At 71.9% G+C, this 18578-nt stretch carries 16 protein-coding genes; 9 read left to right on the top strand and 7 right to left on the bottom strand.

Annotated features, from left to right (window positions below; translation table 11 throughout):
- Positions 1-6: 6 nt before the first annotated feature.
- From A6P39_RS19640 to A6P39_RS19630, 3 genes are all read right to left on the bottom strand, one after another.
- Entirely contained in the window at positions 7-1236 is a 1230-nt protein-coding gene (locus tag A6P39_RS19640; protein ID WP_067049240.1) for a DUF5667 domain-containing protein, read from the bottom strand.
- A gap of 237 nt (positions 1237-1473) precedes the next feature.
- Positions 1474-2253, bottom strand: a complete 780-nt coding sequence (locus A6P39_RS19635) for an ECF subfamily RNA polymerase sigma factor, BldN family (protein WP_067049243.1) — start codon at positions 2251-2253, stop codon at positions 1474-1476.
- Between the two features lie 314 nt (positions 2254-2567).
- Positions 2568-3497, bottom strand: a complete 930-nt coding sequence (locus A6P39_RS19630; protein ID WP_079133523.1) for an HAD family hydrolase — start codon at positions 3495-3497, stop codon at positions 2568-2570.
- A 95-nt stretch (positions 3498-3592) separates the two neighbouring features.
- Here A6P39_RS19630 and A6P39_RS19625 point away from each other — a divergent pair, with 95 nt between their 5' ends.
- The 5 genes from A6P39_RS19625 to A6P39_RS19605 all read left to right on the top strand — a co-directional run bounded on the left by A6P39_RS19625 (position 3593) and on the right by A6P39_RS19605 (position 9284).
- Positions 3593-3874 (top strand): glutaredoxin family protein, encoded by a 282-nt coding sequence (locus A6P39_RS19625; protein WP_107304406.1) that lies wholly within the window; start codon positions 3593-3595, stop codon positions 3872-3874.
- Positions 3875-4154: 280 nt separating this feature from the next.
- A complete protein-coding gene (locus A6P39_RS19620; protein ID WP_067049254.1) occupies positions 4155-4934 on the top strand; it encodes a redox-sensing transcriptional repressor Rex in 780 nt (259 codons plus the stop codon).
- The gene (locus A6P39_RS19615) at positions 4931-6610 is read left to right on the top strand and encodes a glutamyl-tRNA reductase (RefSeq protein ID WP_067049257.1); all 1680 of its coding nucleotides are present in this window, start codon (positions 4931-4933) and stop codon (positions 6608-6610) included. Before A6P39_RS19620 ends, A6P39_RS19615 begins: the two co-directional genes overlap by 4 nt.
- Positions 6607-7578: a hydroxymethylbilane synthase gene (hemC, locus tag A6P39_RS19610; RefSeq protein ID WP_067049260.1), complete on the top strand. Its 972-nt coding sequence runs from the start codon at positions 6607-6609 to the stop codon at positions 7576-7578. The genes A6P39_RS19615 and hemC overlap by 4 nt, the downstream gene beginning before the upstream one ends.
- Positions 7575-9284: a uroporphyrinogen-III synthase gene (locus tag A6P39_RS19605; protein ID WP_067049263.1), complete on the top strand. Its 1710-nt coding sequence runs from the start codon at positions 7575-7577 to the stop codon at positions 9282-9284. The genes hemC and A6P39_RS19605 overlap by 4 nt, the downstream gene beginning before the upstream one ends.
- Positions 9285-9479: 195 nt before the next feature.
- Here the strand turns inward: A6P39_RS19605 and A6P39_RS19600 are convergent, their stop codons facing one another.
- A complete protein-coding gene (locus A6P39_RS19600; RefSeq protein ID WP_067049266.1) occupies positions 9480-10472 on the bottom strand; it encodes a phospholipase D-like domain-containing protein in 993 nt (330 codons plus the stop codon).
- 242 nt (positions 10473-10714) lie between these two features.
- Between A6P39_RS19600 and hemB the strand changes: the two genes are divergently transcribed.
- Both hemB and A6P39_RS19590 read left to right on the top strand, forming a co-directional pair.
- The gene (hemB, locus tag A6P39_RS19595; protein WP_067049269.1) at positions 10715-11707 is read left to right on the top strand and encodes a porphobilinogen synthase; all 993 of its coding nucleotides are present in this window, start codon (positions 10715-10717) and stop codon (positions 11705-11707) included.
- Positions 11708-11889: 182 nt separating this feature from the next.
- A complete protein-coding gene (locus A6P39_RS19590) occupies positions 11890-13110 on the top strand; it encodes an aminotransferase-like domain-containing protein (protein ID WP_067049272.1) in 1221 nt (406 codons plus the stop codon).
- A 41-nt stretch (positions 13111-13151) separates the two neighbouring features.
- Here A6P39_RS19590 and A6P39_RS19585 read toward each other — a convergent pair whose 3' ends face one another.
- Positions 13152-13979, bottom strand: a complete 828-nt coding sequence (locus A6P39_RS19585) for a DUF4253 domain-containing protein (protein ID WP_067049275.1) — start codon at positions 13977-13979, stop codon at positions 13152-13154.
- 117 nt (positions 13980-14096) lie between these two features.
- Between A6P39_RS19585 and A6P39_RS19580 the strand changes: the two genes are divergently transcribed.
- Entirely contained in the window at positions 14097-15287 is a 1191-nt protein-coding gene (locus tag A6P39_RS19580) for a hypothetical protein (protein WP_234379004.1), read from the top strand.
- A 38-nt stretch (positions 15288-15325) separates the two neighbouring features.
- Here the strand turns inward: A6P39_RS19580 and A6P39_RS19575 are convergent, their stop codons facing one another.
- The gene (locus tag A6P39_RS19575; protein ID WP_067049278.1) at positions 15326-15712 is read right to left on the bottom strand and encodes a VOC family protein; all 387 of its coding nucleotides are present in this window, start codon (positions 15710-15712) and stop codon (positions 15326-15328) included.
- A 72-nt stretch (positions 15713-15784) separates the two neighbouring features.
- Between A6P39_RS19575 and A6P39_RS19570 the strand changes: the two genes are divergently transcribed.
- Positions 15785-16747: a helix-turn-helix transcriptional regulator gene (locus A6P39_RS19570; RefSeq protein ID WP_067049358.1), complete on the top strand. Its 963-nt coding sequence runs from the start codon at positions 15785-15787 to the stop codon at positions 16745-16747.
- A gap of 30 nt (positions 16748-16777) precedes the next feature.
- On the opposite strand, the gene argS is transcribed toward A6P39_RS19570, so the two are convergent.
- Positions 16778-18544 carry an arginine--tRNA ligase gene (gene argS / locus A6P39_RS19565; RefSeq protein ID WP_067049285.1) on the bottom strand — a complete coding sequence of 589 codons (1767 nt, stop codon included), beginning with the start codon at positions 18542-18544 and terminating at the stop codon, positions 16778-16780.
- Positions 18545-18578 lie beyond the last annotated feature (34 nt).

Here is an 18578-nt window from a genome sequence, read left to right as displayed (position 1 = left end):
ACTGCTCTAGTTCGTGTCCTCGCCCTCGATGCCCAGCCCGGGCAGGAGGCCCGGGAGGAGCGGCGGGAGGGTGACGTCCGGGGTGGTGCTCGGGGGCTTGGTGGCGGGTGCGGTGCTGCCGCCCGTGCCCGTCTTCGGCGGGTCGAGCAGACCGCCCGTGCTGCCGCCGAGGAGGCCCTCGCCGGTGTCGCCGGTGGCCGACCCGCTCGGATTGCCCGGGCGGGCGTGCCGGCCCGTGGACGGGGAGCTGCCGGAGGAGCTGGGCGTGCTCGAGCGGTGGCTGCCCGAGGCGCCGGTGGATGCCGAGCCGGAGCCCTGCCGTTTGCCGTCGCCGGTGCGCGACGGCGACTGCGGGAGCAGGGACTGCAGCGGGGCGACCTCCTGGTCTATGGCGTCGAAGACCGACGACACCTGCTTTTTGACGTCCCCGAGCTGCACGGGCAGCTTGTGGCTGAGTGCGCTCCAGGCCTCGCGGTGGGACCGGGCGAAGGCCGACAGGGCCTGGATGGGGCCCAGCGAGCCGGGGTCGGCCTCGTACGCCTCGTGGAGCAGGCGGTGGCCCTCGGTGACATCGCGCTGCATGCCGGAGAGCGTGCGGCGGATCTCGCCGATGGACTCGTGGTCGAGATGGCCGCCGCGGCCGCGCTCCAGCAGCCGGCGGGCCTCGCTGAGCCGGGTGGAGGCCTGGTCGAGGTAGGTCTGGCCGCGTGCGTCGTCGCCGTCGGTCAGGTAGTTGAGCTTGAAGTCCTCGATGCCGCGTTTGAGGCCGTAGAGCGAGTCACCGGGCAGGGCGTCCGAGCTGGCGGCGGCGACTCCGCCGAAGGCCCCCGCGGCCACGCCCACGCTGAGCCCGCCCGCCGCGAGCCCCTTGGTGAGCCGCGTCCGCGGGCGCAGCTTGCTCAACGGGCTCGCCCGGTGTGCGCCTCTCGGCCGGGCAGAGCGCTGTTCCGGTACCGACGCATCCGCCGCTGCGGTGCCCTCCTGGAGCATGGCCTCCATCGCAGCCACCAGCTGGGCGCGCTGGACGACCTTGACCTCAGGGTCGAGCTGCGGCTTGGGCAGCGCACCGAGACCCTCCGCGAGGGCCAGCAGCTCGCCCTGCCCGGACTGTTCCTCGGTGGCCGGCGGTGATTCCGCCGGTGCTGACCGCTCGGCCGCCGTGTCCCGGTCGGACTGCTCGTCCAGGGCCTGGGCGAAGGCGTTCGCCCGCCGGTGCGCCGATACGTTCGCGATCACTGGCGGCACCTCCTCTCGTCATCACGGTCGACTCCCCAGGGGGTCCTGAGGGTTGCACGCCCGTGACCGATCCACACGATCGAGTGATCGGGGTCGGCCAGGACGTGACCACAGGGAGCCTGTATCCCGCACAACGACTGGCGCGGCACTTGGGTTACGGACGGCGGAGCATCGGGTCGGGAAGGCAACCGGCTTTCACGGAACGTGAGTTGGAGGTCGCCCTGTGTGGTGGCCGGTTCAGCGCGCGTCGTCCGGCAGGAGCCGGGCGAGGGTGCGCACGGCGCGGTACTGGAGCGTCTTGATGGCGCCCTCGTTCTTGCCCATGACGCGGGCGGTCTCGGCGACCGAGAGGCCCTGGAGGAAACGGAGGGTCACGCACTCCTGCTGCTGCGGGTTGAGCCGGCGGACGGCGTCGAGCAGCGCGGCGTTCGACAGCGACTCCAGGACGGAGTCCTCCGGGGAGCGCTCGACCTCGTTGGCGTCGAGCATCTCGCCGGTGGTGACCTCGAGGCGGAAGCGGCTGGACTTGAAGTGGTCGGCGACGAGGTTGCGGGCGATCGTCACCAGCCAGGCGCCGAAGTCGCGGCCCTGCCAGGTGAAGGTGCCGATCCGGCGCAGCGCCCGCAGAAAGGTCTCACTCGTGAGGTCCTCGGCCGTCGCCCGGCCGCCGACCCGGTAGTAGATGTAGCGGTACACCGTGTCGCTGTACTGGTCGTACAGCCGGCCGAAGGCCTCGGCCTCGCCGGCCTGGGCGCGTTCGACCAGATCCATCATCCGGGCGCTGTCGCTGTCGGCGGCCGGGCGGCGGGCGGTGGCGGCGCCGGTGGCGCGGCCTCGTCTGCCCACCGTGGCGCTGCCGTCGGCCAGTGCGTAGCACGGGCCTGCCGGCGCGGCGGCGGCGAAGGCGGGGACGGCGTACGCGGTGGGGACGAGGCCGCGCAGCGTCTCTTTGACCGTTGCGAGTGTTGCGCGCAGCGTAGCCAGGCCCGAGGCGTCAACCCCGACGTGTGGGTACACGGGACTCCCAGAGGCAGAGCTTCCATCACGTGCAGTGCGGGACCTTTCACCCGCCGTAGCGACGGAGGGGTACCGGTTTGCGTCTGAGGAGAATAACGCTTCGTGCAGGCACTGCTACACCGAGTTGCTCAAATCATCGATTGCGTCGCTTCTGTTACCGATTGGCGCCCCATCAAGTGCCCTATCTTGATCGGTTGTTGATCGAAAACAGGCCTGTTTCGGCGAGGTGCAGGGCGTGTTGAAATGGCCGCGGCATAATTCGGGCGCGCGCGGCCGAGGGTGGGCCGGTGGAGGTCCGGGGTGCGGCCGGGCGCCTATCGGCGCCGTCGGCTCAGAGCGATCGCGGCCGCGGTGCCGCCGGCGACGGCTCCCACGCCCGCCGCCGCGGGGATGCCGACCTTCGCCGCCTTGCGGCCCGTGCGGTAGTCGCGCAGGCGCCAGTCCTTCTCCCGGGCGTGTTTGCGCAGTTTGGCGTCCGGGTTGATGGCGTAGGGGTGGCCGACCAGGGAGAGCATCGGGATGTCGTTGTGGCTGTCGCTGTAGGCCGCGCAGCGGGAGAGGGCCAGGCCCTCCGCGGCGGCCAGGGCGCGGACCGCCTCGGCCTTCGCCGGGCCGTGCAGCGGCTCGCCGACCAGCTTGCCGGTGTAGACGCCGTCGACCGACTCCGCGACCGTGCCGAGGGCGCCGGTCAGGCCCAGGCGGCGGGCGATGACCTGGGCGATCTCCACCGGCGCCGCCGTGACCAGCCAGACCTTCTGGCCCGCGTCCAGGTGGGCCTGGGCCAGCGCGCGGGTGCCGGGCCAGATGCGGTCGGCCATGTACTCGTCGTAGATCTCCTCGCCGATCGACTCCAGCTCGGCGACCCGGTGGCCCTTGACGATCGACAGTGCCGAGTCGCGGGCGTCCTGCATGTGTTCCGGGTCCTCGACGCCGGCCAGCCGGAACCACGCCTGCTGCCAGGCGAACCGGGCGAGGTCGCGGGTCTCGAAGAACTTCCGCTTGTACAGGCCGCGGCCGAAGTGGAACAGCGCGGCGCCCTGCATCACGGTGTTGTCGAGATCGAAGAAGGCGGCTGCCCTGGTGTCGCCGATGACCGGGAACTCCGGTTCCTCCCGCGCGGGGGGCGCGGCCTCCTGTGCCTCCTGCGAGGACTTGCGGGCGGCCTCGGCCGAGGCCTCGCCTGCCAACACGCTCCGCGCCGTGGCGGAGCGCCTACGGGGGGTGAGCCATCCGAGAGCGGCCATGTCGTGAGCATAGCCAGTTTGTTCGGTGCTTCCGGAAGTCGAGAGGTTGGAAGGGTGTGAACACTCCGCTACCGGGCCGTTAAGGAGGCGGGAGAATGGCCGGCATGAGCCCTCTCTTCCGACGCAAGGCCGCCCCCACCGAGCGGCTGGTCACCCTCGTCCGCAAGCCCGGCTGCCACCTGTGCGACGACGCGCAGCTGGTGATCGAGAAGGTGTGCGGCGATCTGGGGGTGCCCTTCGAGCTGAAGGACATCACCCAGGACCGGGCGCTGCACGATCAGTACTGGGAGCAGATTCCGGTCGTGCTGGTCGACGGCGAACAGCACACCTTCTGGCGCGTGAACGAGGAGCGGCTGCGCCGAGCACTGACCGACTAGTCCAAACCGGACCGAAAGTCGCTTAGGATCGACGGCGATTTGGTCTCGGTGGCGGGATTTGTGAGGAGAGTGTGCGGTTTTGGCCCTAGTAACGAAGGAACGCGCGCGGGCGTGCGCCGGTTCCCGTCAAAGGCGCCGCCGTTGCGTGACCCCCGTCACTTCTGCCGGGCAAATCGGACACCATCTTTGTGCACGCGTTCACAAAGACATAGCCTGCTGTCGACGGGGCGGTCTGGGGACGTATGACCGCCTGCAGCCCCGCTCTACCCGCAGGAGCACCGTGGCAACTGGCCGAACACACCGACCGGCGACCCGCAGCCGAGGGATTCCCGAGGCCACCGTCGCCCGGCTTCCGCTGTACCTCCGAGCCCTGACCGCGCTGTCGGAGCGCTCGGTACCCACGGTCTCCTCCGAGGAGCTGGCGGCCGCGGCGGGGGTCAACTCCGCCAAGCTGCGCAAGGACTTCTCCTACCTGGGCTCCTACGGAACGCGCGGTGTCGGCTACGACGTGGAGTATCTCGTCTACCAGATCTCCCGTGAACTCGGCCTGACCCAGGACTGGCCCGTCGTCATCGTCGGTATCGGTAACCTCGGCGCCGCCCTCGCCGGCTACGGCGGGTTCGCCTCCCGTGGCTTCCGGGTCGCCGCGCTGATCGACGCCGACCCCGCGATGGCCGGGAAGCCCGTCGCCGGTATCCCCGTGCAGCACACGGACCACCTCGAGAAGATCATCAAGGACAACGGGGTGTCCATCGGCGTCATCGCCACCCCCGCCGGCGTCGCCCAGCAGGTCTGCGACCGGCTCGTGGCCGCCGGGGTCACCTCCATCCTGAACTTCGCGCCGACCGTGCTGTCCGTCCCCGACGGCGTCGACGTGCGCAAGGTCGACCTCTCGATCGAACTGCAGATCCTCGCCTTCCACGAGCAGCGCAAGGCCGGCGAGGAGACCGCGGCCGGTGACATAGGCTCCCTCCCCGCCGCCGCTCCGCGTGTCGAGACCGCCGGTGATTCCGCCGACCAGGGGCCCGACGGGGACGTACCCGCCGTGATGCCGGCATGAGTCTCCTCGTCGTCGGACTGAGCCACCGCAGCGCGCCGGTGAGCGTGCTGGAGCGGGCCGCGCTGAGCGCGGACGCCCAGATCAAGCTGCTCCAGGACACGGTCGCCGCCGAGCCCGCCACCGAGGCCGCGGTGCTCGCCACCTGCAACCGCATCGAGCTGTACGCCGACGTGGACAAGTTCCACGCGGGTGTCGCCGAGCTGTCCACGCTGCTCGCCCAGCACAGCGGCGTCGGCCTGGAGGAACTGACCCCCTACCTCTACGTGCACTACGAGGACCGGGCCGTCCACCACCTGTTCTCGGTGGCCTGCGGGCTGGACTCGATGGTCGTCGGCGAGGGGCAGATCCTCGGCCAGATCAAGGACTCCCTGGCCAAGGCGCAGGAGCTGCACACCGCCGGCCGGCTGCTGAACGACCTGTTCCAGCAGTCCCTGAGGGTCGGCAAGCGGGCGCACTCCGAGACCGGGATCGACCGGGCCGGGCAGTCCCTGGTCACCTTCGGCCTGCAGCAGCTGGCCGCAGGCGGGGACGTGGACGCCTGGGCGGCCGGCAAGAAGGCCCTCGTCATCGGCGCCGGATCGATGTCCTCGCTGGCCGCCGCCACGCTCGCGCGGGCCGGGGTGCGCGAGGTCGTCGTCGCCAACCGCACCTTCGAGCGCGCCGAGCGCCTCGCGCAGATCCTGACCGACGCCGACGACAACGCGGTGACCGCGCGCGCGGTCGAGATGACCGCCGTGCCCGGCGAGCTGACACGTGCCGACGTCGTCGTCTCCTGTACCGGGGCGACGGGCCTGGTGCTCACGGCCGAGGCGGTCACGCGGGCGGTCGAGGGCCGCACCGGACAGCCCGCCGTCGCCGTCCCCGCCGCTCCCGCGGCCGCAGCGGCCCCGGCGGCGCCCGCCGGCGTCGGCAACGACGAGAACTGCCCGCTGGACCTCGCCGCCGTGCAGACCGGCTTCTCCGTCATGGGCGAGGCCGCCGTGGCCGGCATGGACGCGGCCACCCTCGAGCAGCACGCGGCCTGGGTCGCGGGAGGCACCGTCGACCGCCGGGAGCGCCGTACGCCCGAGGCGGACGCCGAGCTGATCACCGCGCTCGCCGCGGCCGTCGCCACGGTCGGCCGGATCCCCGAGCGGCGCAGGCCGGAGCCGCCGGCCGAGCGCCCCGAGCCCTTCTTCTTCCTCCTCGACCTGGCCATGCCCCGCGACATCGACGCGGCCGTGCACCGGCTGGCCGGGGTGCGCCTGGTGGACATCGAGTCGCTCGCGGAAGCCTCGGCCGACGCTCCGATGGCGGCCGATGTGGACCAGGTCAGGCGTATCGTCTCCGACGAGGTCGCGGCCTTCGGCGCGGCACAGCGGGCGGCGCACATCACGCCGACCGTGGTCGCGCTGCGCACCATGGCCGCCGACGTCATGGCGAGTGAGATCGCGCGGCTCGACGGGCGGCTGCCCGACCTGGACGACCGCGAGCGCGGCGAGATCCGCCAGGCCGTGCACCGGGTCGTGGACAAGCTGCTGCACGCGCCGACCGTACGGGTCAAGCAGCTCGCGGCCGAGCCCGGCGGCGCCGGGTACGCGGACGCGCTGCGCACCCTGTTCGACCTCGACCCCGAGACGGTCGCCTCCGTCTCCCGGGCCGGGGACAGCACAGACAAGAAGGACCGACCGGCATGACTGAGAAGGCACTGAGGCTGGGGACCAGGCGCAGCAAGCTCGCCATGGCCCAGTCCGGACAGGTGGCGGAGGCCGTCCGCCAGGTGACCGGGCGGCCCGTGGAGCTGGTCGAGATCACCACCTACGGCGACACCTCCCGCGAGCACCTCGCGCAGATCGGCGGCACCGGCGTGTTCGTCACGGCGCTGCGCGACGCGCTGCTCAAGGGCGAGGTCGACTTCGCGGTTCATTCGCTCAAGGACCTCCCGACCGCGCAGCCCGCCGGACTCGTCCTGGCCGCCGTGCCGAAGCGCGAGGACCCGCGGGACGTGATCGTCGCCCGGGACGCGCTGAAGTTCACAGACCTGCCGCGCGGGGCGCGCATCGGCACCGGCGCGCCGCGCCGCATGGCGCAGCTGAACGCGTACGCCCGCGCCCACGGTCTGGACATAGAGACGGTCCCGATACGCGGGAACGTCGACACCCGGATCCGGTACGTCCGCGACGGCGAACTGGACGCCGTGATCCTGGCCGCCGCCGGACTGAACCGGATCGGCCGGATCGACGAGGTGACCGACTTCCTGTCGGTCGACACGGTTTTGCCCGCCCCCGGCCAGGGGGCCCTGGCGATCGAGTGCAGGGCGGGGAACACCGCCGAAGACACCGCACTGATCGCCGCGCTCGGCGCACTGGACGACCCGTTCACGCGGGCCGCCGTCACCGCCGAGCGGTCACTGCTCGCCGCCCTGGAGGCCGGTTGCAGCGCACCTGTGGGGGCGCTGGCCGACCTTCTGGCCGACGGGCAGACTGTCAAGGAAATGCGCCTGCGCGGCGTCGTCGGCACGGCCGACGGCACCCGCACGGTGCAGCTGTCCACCACCGGTCCCGTGCCCCAGACGGAGACCCAGGCGTTGGTATTCGGTCGCGAACTCGCCACCGAGATGCTCGCCCAGGGCGCGGCCGGTCTGATGGGGGAGCGAGCACATTGAGCCCCACCACCCTTCCCGCCGGCCTTGAACACGGGCACGTCACCTTCCTCGGTGCCGGACCCGGGGATCCGGGGCTGCTGACTCTGCGCGCCGTGGAGGCACTGTCGCACGCGGACGTCCTGATCGCCGAGCACGAGGTGCTCGACGTGATCCGGACGCACGCACGGCAGGGCGTCGCCGTCGTGCGGACGGACGCCAGCCCCTCCTCGGTGTCGCCGCCGGGCACGGGCACGCCGCAGCTCACGGTCGTTGACGGCACGTCAACAACCGCCGCTGCCCCGTCTCCTGCCCGGGATGCCGCTCATCTTGCCATGGAGGCCGCGCGGTCCGGCAGGCGGGTCGTCCGTGCGGTGTCCGGGGACCCGGGACTTGATACGTACGCGGCCGAGGAAATGCTCGCCTGCGCCGCCGCCGGTGTGCCCTTCGAGGTCGTACCGGGTGTGGCGGCCGCGGTCGGTGTGCCGGCGTACGCCGGTGTGCCGCTGCGGGACGCGCAGGGCGCGGACGTCCGGTTCGTGGACGCCCGGACCGCCTCCGACCGCTGCTGGACGGAGGTGGGTGCCTCCGACGGCACGGTGGTCGTCTCCACGACCCTCGACTCGGTGGCCGCAGCGGCCGGTGAACTGGTCTCCGCGGGGCGCAAGCCGGACACCCCGCTGACGGTCACCGTCGCCGGTACGACGACCCGCCAGCGCACGTGGACGGCCACCCTCGGCACGATCGCGCAGACGCTGAAGCAGGCGAAGGTGCTGCCGTCGCCGGACGGCGGCCGCCCGGTGATAGCCGTGGTCGGTGAGCGCTCCGCCGCCGCCCAGCGCGACCAGTTGTCGTGGTTCGAGTCCAAGCCGCTGTTCGGCTGGAAGGTGCTCGTGCCGCGCACGAAGGAGCAGGCGGAATCGCTCTCCGACCAACTGCGGTCCTACGGCGCCGTACCGCACGAGGTCCCGACGATCGCGGTGGAGCCCCCGCGCACCCCGCAGCAGATGGAGCGGGCGGTCAAGGGCCTGGTGACGGGCCGCTACGAGTGGATCGCGTTCACGTCGGTCAACGCGGTGAAGGCGGTCCGGGAGAAGTTCGAGGAGTACGGCCTCGACGCGCGCGCCTTCGCGGGCATCAAGGTGGCCGCGGTGGGCGAGCAGACCGCCAAGGCGCTGGTCGCCTTCGGCGTGAAGCCGGACCTGGTGCCGAGCGGTGAGCAGTCGGCCGCCGGTCTGCTGGAGGACTGGCCGCCGTACGACCCGGTCTTCGACCCGATCGACCGTGTCTTCCTGCCGCGGGCCGACATCGCGACCGAGACCCTGGTCGCCGGTCTGATCGAGCTGGGCTGGGAGGTCGACGACGTCACGGCCTACCGCACCGTGCGGGCCTCGCCGCCGCCGGCGGAGACGCGGGAGGCGATCAAGGGCGGTGGCTTCGACGCCGTTCTCTTCACGTCCTCGTCCACCGTGCGGAACCTGGTGGGCATCGCGGGCAAGCCGCACAACGTGACGGTGATCGCCTGTATCGGCCCGGCGACCGCCAAGACCGCCGAGGAGCACGGGCTGCGGGTCGACGTCATGGCTCCGGAGCCGTCCGTGCACAAGCTGGCGGAGGCGCTGGCCGAGTTCGGCATGAAGCGGCGCGCCGCCGCGCTGGAGGCCGGGGATCCGGTGACGCGACCGAGCGAGCGGCGACCGGGGGCGCGCAGGCGCCGGTCCACGACGTGAGGTACGGCGGAGTGCTCCTTACCGGGGCACTCCGCCTTCTCGTGCTGTCAGCGCTGCGAGGCGTACGGCAGGAAGCGGGCCCACGCCGCGGGGGCGAGGGCGCGGCGGGGGCTGTTGGGGGTTCCTGGTGCGTTGCCCGGCTCCCAGGACGCGGGACTGCGCCTTGCCGCCTGCGCCCGCCTGCCGCACGCCCGGTCAGGCCGCCGTACCCCCCGCGTAGTCGCTGTTGAACGTCGTCTCGATCGTCTGGGTCACCGGCTGGGCCACGCCCGTGCCGGTGAGGATGATGCCCAGCTCCCGGTTGTTGCTGAGGGAGTTGCTGCTGATGTTCATGGAGCCGGCCTCGACCTCCTGGGTGGTCAGGCCGTAGTCGGCGACCATCGCCTTGGCGTGGATGTAGAAGCCGTTGGGGTCGGAGTAGCCGACGACCGTGCCGCCGGCGGCCTTGACGGCGGAGACCTCGCTGGAGTAGCTGGAAGGATTCTCCAGGACCACGCGGACCTTCACGCCCGCCTTCGCGCGGGCCACGATCGCGTTGACCACCGTGCTGTCGCTGAACTCCAGCTCCTCCACGTCGAGGGTCTTGGTCGCGGAGTTGACGAAGGACACCAGGCGGTTGCGGGAGTCGGTGGGGGACCACAGCAGGTGGTCGCCGTCGGTGGGGGTGACCGAGGTCGCCGTGTAGTCGGCGTTGAAGACCTTCTCGATGGCGGCGACATCGCGCGTGTCGTCGGTGAAGACGCCGTAGTCGCGGCTGGTCGTGTAGTACTGCGACGTCAGATTGCCGGTCATGACCAGGGACTTGACGCCGTCGACGGTGATCGTCTTCTGGTGGGTGTAGACGAAGGCCGAGGACGACCAGACCACGCCTATGCCCGCGTTCTTCAGGGCCGTGTACGCCGAGCTGTCGGCGCTCTGGTGCTGGCGGTCGAGTATGACGCGGACCGTGACGCCCTTGTTCTTCAGGGCTATGAGGTCGTTGACGGCCGTGGTGTCCTCCAGCTCGTACATCGTCATGTCGAGCGTGCTGTTGGCCGAGTTGATGAAGTCGTAGATCGTGGGCTGGCTGCCGGTCTGGGAGAAGGCGAACGCCGAGTAGCTCGCGGCGTTCGCGGGGACGGCCATGGCGACGACGGCGGTACCGGCGGTCAGGGCGACGGCCGCGCGGGTGAGGACCTTCCGCAGCATGCGTGACTCCTTGGCTCACGGGCGGGGAGGGGGTGGCGCGTGCATGACACCACGCGCGTAGAACGCTGGGGAGGCGCGCGCCCCCGGGGATGGCCAGGGGAGCGCAAAGACTTCGTATGCGGGCGCCGCTATGTCCGTGAATGGGCGCTCTGTGGGCTCCTTATGAGCCGTAATCCGGGCCGGCGGGGGGTCCGACAGGGAGTCGGCAACGGCGCGGCCCGGGCGGGCGTAGCGTAGAGGGCATGACGAAGTACGGATCCTTTCCCGGTACGCGTCCCCGGCGGCTGCGGACCTCGCCCGTCATGCGCCGGATGGTCGCCGAAACGCGCCTGCACCCGGCCGACTTCATCCTCCCGGCGTTCGTCCGGGAGGGCGTGAGCGAGCCCGTGCCGGTCGCCGCCATGCCCGGTGTCGTCCAGCACACCCGCGACAGCCTGAAGAAGGCCGCCGCCGAGGCGGTCGAGGCCGGAATCTCCGGGATCATGCTGTTCGGCGTGCCGGAGGACGACAAGAAGGACGCCCTCGGCACCCCGGGCACCGACCCGGACGGCATCCTCCAGGTCGCGCTGCGGGACGTACGGGCCGAGGTCGGCGACGACCTGCTCGTCATGTCCGACCTGTGCCTGGACGAGACCACCGACCACGGGCACTGCGGGGTGCTGGACGCCGAGGGCCGGGTCGACAACGACGCGACCCTGGAGCGGTACGCGGAGATGGCCCAGGTGCAGGCCGACGCCGGAGCCCATGTCGTGGGCCCGAGCGGGATGATGGACGGCCAGATCGGCGTCGTCCGCGACGCGCTCGACCAGATCGGGCGCGAGGACGTGGCGATCCTCGCCTACACCGTCAAGTACTCCTCCGCGTTCTACGGCCCCTTCCGTGAGGCCGTCGCCTCGTCCCTCCAGGGCGACCGCAAGACCTACCAGCAGGACCCCGCCAACTGGCGTGAGGCCCTGCGGGAGTTGGCCCTGGACCTGGAGGAGGGCGCGGACATGGTCATGGTCAAGCCGGCCGGGCCGTACCTCGACATCCTCGCCCGGGTCGCCGACAGCGCGAACGTGCCGGTCGCCGCCTACCAGATCTCCGGCGAGTACTCGATGGTCGAGGCCGCCGCCGAGAAGGGCTGGATCGACCGGGACCGGGCGATCCTCGAGACCCTGACCGGCATCAAGCGGGCCGGCGCCACCAACATCCTCACCTACTGGGCGACCGAGGTGGCGCAGAAGCTGCGCTGACCTGGCGGACGCGGGTCGCAAAGGGGCCGCCGCCGGTGTCCGGCGCGCGGCCCCGGCGGCGTGGGAAGCGGCGTCGGACAGGGGACGGACGCGAACGTGCCGTCCGGATCGCGGAATTACGGGTGTAGACGGCACGTACCTCTCTACTCTGACGGCTCTCAGAGCCGAAGGAGAGCCGCCCCATGACCGTCGCCGAGCCCGCCCCCGCCCCAGCCGCAGCCCCCGTCCCGCCGCTCGCCACGCGTGCCCGCGCGGTGGGCGGCTCGCCCGTGCGGGACATCCTCGCGGTCACCGCACGCCCCGAGGTGATCAACTTCGCGGGCGGACTGCCGGCCCCGGAACTCTTCGACCGCGCCGGCATCGCGTCGGCCTTCCAGGAGGTCCTGGCGCACGGCCCGGCGCAGGCGCTGCAGTACTCCACGACCGAGGGCGAGCCGGTGCTGCGAGCCGCCCTGGCCGCGCGCGTCACCGCCCGGGGCCTGCCCACCACCCCCGACGACCTGATCGTCACCACCGGCTCCCAGCAGGCCCTGTCCCTGCTGGCCACGGCCCTGCTCGAACCCGGCGACACGGTCCTCGTCGAAGACCCCTGCTATCTGGCGGCACTTCAGGTCTTCGGCCTCGCGGACGCACGCGTGGTCGCCGTGCCGGGGGACGCCGACGGGGTGGATCCGGCGGCGCTGGAGGAGACGGTCCGCCGCGAGCGTCCCAAGCTCCTCTACCTCGTCCCCACCTTCCAGAACCCCACCGGCCGCACGATGCCCGCGCCGCGCCGCGAGGCGATCGTCGCCGTGGCCGCCCGCGCGGGCCTGTGGATCGTCGAGGACGACCCGTACGGCGAACTGCGCTACGACGGCGAGCCCGTTCCCTGGCTCGCCGCGCTGCCCGGTGCCGAGGACCGGACGGTGCTGCTCGGCTCCCTCTCCAAGGTCATGGCACCCGGCCTGCGCCTCGGCTGGCTGCGCGCCCCGGCCGAGCTGCGCCGGGCGTGCGCGGTCGCCAAACAGGCGGCGGACCTGCACACCCCGACGCTCAACCAGCTCGCCGCGGCCCGCTACCTGGACGTCCTGGACACCCACGTGGAGCGGGTGCGCTCCGTGTACGGCGCACGCCGGGACGCCATGCTGGCGGGTCTGCCCGGCGCCCTCCCGGCCGGCTCGCGGTGGAGCCGGCCCGAGGGCGGGATGTTCCTGTGGGCCCGGCTGCCGGAGCCGTACGACACCGTCGCCCTGCTGCCCCGGGTGGTCGAGGAGAACGTGGCGTACGTCCCCGGCGCGCCCTTCTACGCCGGTGCCCCCGACCCCGGCACCTTCCGCCTGTGCTTCGTCACCCAGACACCGCAGGAGATCGCGGAGGGCCTGCGGAGGCTGGGACGGGGGCTGGCGCGAGGCCTCACGAGCTGAACCCGGCCGGACTCAGTCCCGCCAGAAGGCCCAGACCGGGCTCAGTCCCACCAGAAGGCCCAGACCGGCTCGCCGAGCAGGGTCTTGGCGTACGCGCGCAGGCTCTCGACGTCGCCGTCCTCGCCCTGGGTGACGGTGTCCGGGCAGAACGCGAAGTGCTCCGCCGCCACCGCCTCGGCCTCCTCCTGGGTGGCCGGCGGGGCCGCGACGGACACGACCAGGGTGTCCAGGCCGAGGGCGACGACCCGGATGCCGAAGCGGTCCTCCCAGGAGCGCAGGACCGCGCACATCCGGGCCACGTCGGTGTCGTAGTTCACCGGGCCCGTCCAGCCGATCGCCGCCGGTATGTCGGCGGAGCGGCGGGCCGGCACCAGGGCGAGGTGCGCCTCCTCGATCAGCGCGTCCCGGCCGCTCTCCAGGGCGTCGGCGACCTGGGCGGCGCGGGTGTCCGGATCGGCGGCGAGCTGGGCGGCGGGCGCGAGGCCGGGCCACTCCTGCCCGAACGGCGCCGTCTGCCCGGCGTCCTCCAGCTCCGCCGTCTCCTCCTCCCAGTACTCCGCGAGGACGTCCTCGGCGTCGTGGTCACCCGGATACGATGGCTCGCCGGGCAGCAGGCCCCAGTCCTGCGGGCCGCCCCGGGAACCGCCCAGGTCGACGAGCACGGGCAGCAGACCGGCCCGGGCGCCGGGTGCGCCCAGGGCCTTCCAGGTGCCGGGCGCGGCCGGCTTCTCCGCGTGCCACAGGAGGGGCTCGTGCCAGGGGCCGTCGTCGGTCGCGTCGACCAGCCGGCCGGGAGGGAGCCGCAGCCCCAGTGAACGGCCACTGGGGTCGAGGGCCAGCTGGGGCAGCGGGTTGGGAAGAGTCGCCATGCGGGCACTGTAGGGTGCCCCACTGACAATCCTGTTGGCGGACCGCCCCGATGAACCACCTGCCTCAACAACCCCTCTTAACAGGTGGTGCGGTGACGGGAAGGACGGAAGCGGAACGTGCGGATCGGGCGTAACCCGGTGCGGTGGCACATCGTGCTGCTCACCCTGTGGACGGCCCTGTGGTTCGTCGTGGCCGAACGGCACGCGGCGGTGTCCTGGCACTACCTGAGAACGGGCGAGCAGCTGCTCTTCGGCCTGCAGTCCGGCGGCGGTCTGGCCCTCTACGCCAACCACCCCGAGCTGCAGATAGGCCCGGTCAGCTTCCTGGTCGCCGGGCTCTTCGCGCCGTTCCCCCTGGCCGTGGGCGAGAAACTCGCCGACGCGTTCATGTCCGGCCTCGGCCTGTACATGCTGGTCCTGATCGGCAGAGCCGCGGCCGACTACAACCGGGGCACGGGCCTCAACCACAAACGCCTCCAGCAACGGATCCTGATCGCCGGCGCCGCCTTCATCCCCATGTGGGTGGAGGTCTCGGTCCGCTTCGCCCACCTCGACGACGTCCTGGCCCTGTTCTTCACGACGCTGGCGGTCCGCGCGCTGGTCCGCGGCAACGCGACGGCGGTGGGCGTCTTCCTGGCGCTGGCGGTCGACTCCAAACCCTGGGCGGTGGGCTTCCTGCCCCTGCTGCTGGCGGTGCCCCGCCCGGCCCGCCTGCGCTCGGCGGCCTGGGCCTTCGGCCTGGTGGCGGTGGCCTGGCTGCCGTTCTACCTGTCCCACCTGGACACCCTGGCCGCGGCCCGCTTCACCATCCCCAACCAGCCGGATTCCGCCCTGCGCTGGTTCGGTGTGCACGACCCCGCCACCCCGCCGTGGGACCGCCCCGCCCAGATGGCCCTGGGCGTGACCCTGGGCGCCCTGGCCGTACGCCGCAACCGCTGGCCGGCGGTGGTCTTCCTGGCGGCGGACGCCCGCATCATGCTGGACCCGAGCGTGTACACGTACTACAACGCCTCGGTGCTCCTCGGCACCCTTCTCTGGGACTCGATAGGCCAGCGCCGCCTGGTCCCCTGGGTCAGCTGGATCGCCCTCATCACCCTCTACGGCAGCGCCCTGGTGATCCCGTCCGACTCGACCCGGGGACTCATCCGCCTGGCGTTCTGCATAGGTTCGGCGGCGTACGTGCTGCTGTGGCCGCAGCGGACGCCCCGGGGCAGGCGGGGCCGGCGGTCACAGCGGGGAGGCGGCGAAGGAGGCCCGGGCGGAGGGGGCGACGCGGAGAGCCGGCCCGTGGGAGGGGCCGTTCGCTGAGCTGCTAAAGCTCAGAGCGTTCGCTGAGCTGCCGAAGCTCAGACCAGCGTCGTGATGCAGAACGGGTGCCCGGCAGGGTCGAGCAGCACCCGCCAGCGGTCCGGCTGCGGCTGCACCTGCGGCTTGGTGGCCCCCAGTTCGAGCAGACGCTTCTCGGCGATGTCCAGGTCGTCCACACCCAGTTCGATGTGCGCCTGCTTCTCCTGCGCCGGGTCCGGCCAGGTGGGCGGGCGGTAGTCGGCGAGGCGGTTGAAGCCCAGACCGGCCGCGCCCTCCTTGCCGAGCAGGACGAAGTCGTCGGTGGAGTACAGGACCGGGTGGCCGAGCAACTCGCCGTAGAAGCGGGCCAGTTCGGCGGGGTCGGCGCAGTCGAACGTGACGGCGGCGTAGCGGAACGCGGGTGCGGAAGCGGTGTCTTTGCTCATGGGGAGGACACTAGAACCTGACCAGGACAGTTCCGGTCCTGGTCGTTCGCAGCCGTGTGCCAGACTTCGGCCGTGATCGCCGCGTCCGCCCGCCTGCTGCGCCTGCTGTCGCTGCTGTCCTCCCGCCCGTCCTGGACCTGCGCCGAACTGGCCGGGCGCATGGAGGTCACGGACCGCACGGTCCGCAGGGACGTGGCGAGACTGCGGGAACTCGGCTACACGGTGGACTCCGAGGCCGGCCCCTGGGGCGGCTACCGCCTCCGCGCCGGCGCACACCTGCCGCCGCTGATCCTCGACGACGAGGAGGCGCTGGCCGTGGCGGTGGGGCTGAGCGAGGCAGCGCTGGGCGGCGACCAGGCGGCCCTGTCCGCCATGCTGAAGCTGCGCCAGGTGCTGCCACGACGGATCGCGGCCCGCCTGGGTGAGCTGGACGAGGCCTTCGTACGCCTCCCGGGCACCGGCACACCCCAGATCCGCCCCGGCCTGCTGCTGGAACTGGCGGTGGCGTGCCGGAGCGGTGAGCGGGCCCGCCTGTCGTACACGGACGGGGAAGGACGGACGACCGTCCGGGACATCGACCCCTACCGCCTGGTCCACACCGGCCGGCGCTGGTATTTCGTCGCCCGGGACGTGACCCGGGGCCAGTGGCGCACCTTCCGCGCCGACCGGGTCGACCACCTCCGGCCCACCGGCCACCCGGCGGACCTCACCGACGCACCGGACCCGGCCCACCTGGTCTCCCGCAACATCGCGAGCGGCCCCTACCCGCTGACGGCGACCATCCGCCTGCCCGTCCCCCTGCGGGAGGCCCTGCGCCTCGTCCCGCCCACGATCGGCACCCACCACCCCGACGGCCAGGACGCCACGATCGTCGAGATCGGCGGCCCGGACGCGGACGGCCTCGCGCGCTATCTGCTGGGCCTGGGAACACCGTTGCGCGTTCTCACGCCGGAGACGGTACGGGAGGCCCTGGTGCGCCGTGCTCGGGAGCTTGCCGAGGGGAACGCGCGGCAGGCGGGTTCCCCTTCTGACTAGCGGTGCTCCACGGACCTCCCGGCCGGTGTGTCAGAGCTTCTCCGGCGTCCTGATGCCCAGCAGGGCCATGCCCTGGTGCAGGGTGCGGGCCGTGACGTCGCAGAGGAAGAGGCGGTTCTCGACCTGCTGAGGCGTCTCGGCCTTCAGGACCGGGCACTTGTCGTAGAACGTCGTGTACAGGGACGCCAGCTGGTACAGGTACGCCGCCAGCTTGTGCGGGGCGTACTCGCCGGCCGCCTCCGCCACCGTCTCCGCGAACGCGTCCGCGTGCAGGCCGAGCGCCCGCTCCGCCCCGGTCAGTGCCAGCTCCGGATGCGCGACCGGGCGGACCTCGCCGGCCTTGCGCAGGATGGACCGGATACGGGCGTACGCGTACTGGAGGTAGACGGAGGTGTCGCCGTTGAGCGAGACCATCTGGTCCAGGTCGAACTTGTAGTCCCGGTTGGCCGACGTCGACAGGTCCGCGTACTTCACCGCGCCGATGCCCACCTGGGCACCCCGCTCGGCGATCTCCTCCTCGGACAGGTCCTGGGCCTTCTCCCGGACGACCGCGGACGCGCGCTCGACCGCCTCGTCCAGCAGGTCGACCAGGCGGACCGTCTCGCCCTCACGGGTCTTGAACGGCTTGCCGTCCTTGCCGAGGACCGTGCCGAACGCCAGCTGCGCCGCCGTCACGTCCTCGTTCAGCCAGCCGGCCCTGCGCGCCGTCTCGAAGACCATCTTGAAGTGCAGGGCCTGGCGGGCGTCGACCACGTAGAGGAGGGTGTTCGCCTTCAGGCTGAAGACGCGGTCGCGGATCGCCGAGAGGTCCGTGGCCGCGTAGCCGTAGCCGCCGTCCGACTTCTGCACGATCAGCGGGACCGGGTTGCCGTCCGGGCCCTTGACGTCGTCGAAGAAGACACAGAGGGCGCCTTCGGAGCGGACCGCCACGCCGGACTCCTCCAGCAGTCGGCAGGTCTCCGCCAGCATGTCGTTGTAGCCCGACTCGCCGACGATGTCCTCGTCCCGGATCTCCATGTCCAGCTTCTCGAAGACGGAGAAGAAGTAGATCTTCGACTCGTCCACGAACTTCTGCCACATGGCGAGGGTGTGCGCATCGCCCGCCTGGAGGTCCACCACCCGGCGGCGGGCACGCGTCTTGAACTCCTCGTCGGAGTCGAACTTCTTCCGCGCGGCCTTGTAGAGGCGGTCGAGGTTCGACATCGCCTCCTCGCCGGTGACCCGGGCGTCCTTGTGGTCCAGCTCGTGCGGGTGCTCGTCCAGGTACTGGATGAGCATGCCGAACTGGGTGCCCCAGTCGCCGATGTGGTGCCGGCGGACCACGTTCTCGCCGGTGAACTCCAGGAGCTGGACCACCGAGTCGCCGATCACCGCCGACCGCAGGTGGCCGACGTGCATCTCCTTCGCCACGTTCGGCTGCGCGTAGTCGATCACCGTCGTGCCCGGCTGTGCGGCGGTCGGCACGCCGAGGCGGCCCGTCTCGTCCGCGTACCGCGCGGCCAGGTTCCCGGTGATCGCCCTGTCCGCGAGCGTGATGTTCAGGAAGCCGGGGCCCGAGACCTCGACCTCCTTGATCAGCTCGTCGCCGGTGACCACCCGGCCGACGACCTGCGCCGCCAGCTCCCTCGGGTTCGCCTTCGCCTTCTTGGCCAGGGCCAGGATCCCGTTGGCCTGGAAGTCGGCCCGGTCGCTTCGTCGCAGCAGCGGGTCCGCGCCGGCGGCCTCGGGCAGGGTGGCCGAGAGGGCGGACGCGAGGTGCTGCTGGACGGAATCGCTGAGGGACGTGACCGAGGCCATAGGAATGGGTGCCGTTCTCCTCGTGGGGATGGAT

This window comes from Streptomyces sp. FXJ1.172 (assembly GCF_001636945.3).
Classification (GTDB): domain Bacteria; phylum Actinomycetota; class Actinomycetes; order Streptomycetales; family Streptomycetaceae; genus Streptomyces.
The sequence above is the reverse complement of the archived record's forward strand: the minus strand, read 5'-3'. Positions and strand labels throughout refer to the sequence as shown.

Excerpts from the sequence above, each read along its gene's own strand:
- A6P39_RS19630 (WP_079133523.1), bottom strand. The coding sequence starts at position 3,497 with ATGGCCGCTCTCGGATGGCTCACCCCCCGTAGGCGCTCCGCCACGGCG.
- A6P39_RS19625 (WP_107304406.1), top strand. The coding sequence starts at position 3,593 with ATGGCCGGCATGAGCCCTCTCTTCCGACGCAAGGCCGCCCCCACCGAG.
- A6P39_RS19615 (WP_067049257.1), top strand. The coding sequence starts at position 4,931 with ATGAGTCTCCTCGTCGTCGGACTGAGCCACCGCAGCGCGCCGGTGAGC.
- hemC (WP_067049260.1), top strand. The coding sequence starts at position 6,607 with ATGACTGAGAAGGCACTGAGGCTGGGGACCAGGCGCAGCAAGCTCGCC.
- A6P39_RS19600 (WP_067049266.1), bottom strand. The coding sequence starts at position 10,472 with ATGCTGCGGAAGGTCCTCACCCGCGCGGCCGTCGCCCTGACCGCCGGT.
- hemB (WP_067049269.1), top strand. The coding sequence starts at position 10,715 with ATGACGAAGTACGGATCCTTTCCCGGTACGCGTCCCCGGCGGCTGCGG.
- A6P39_RS19590 (WP_067049272.1), top strand. The coding sequence starts at position 11,890 with ATGACCGTCGCCGAGCCCGCCCCCGCCCCAGCCGCAGCCCCCGTCCCG.
- A6P39_RS19585 (WP_067049275.1), bottom strand. The coding sequence starts at position 13,979 with ATGGCGACTCTTCCCAACCCGCTGCCCCAGCTGGCCCTCGACCCCAGT.
- A6P39_RS19575 (WP_067049278.1), bottom strand. The coding sequence starts at position 15,712 with ATGAGCAAAGACACCGCTTCCGCACCCGCGTTCCGCTACGCCGCCGTC.
- argS (WP_067049285.1), bottom strand. The coding sequence starts at position 18,544 with ATGGCCTCGGTCACGTCCCTCAGCGATTCCGTCCAGCAGCACCTCGCG.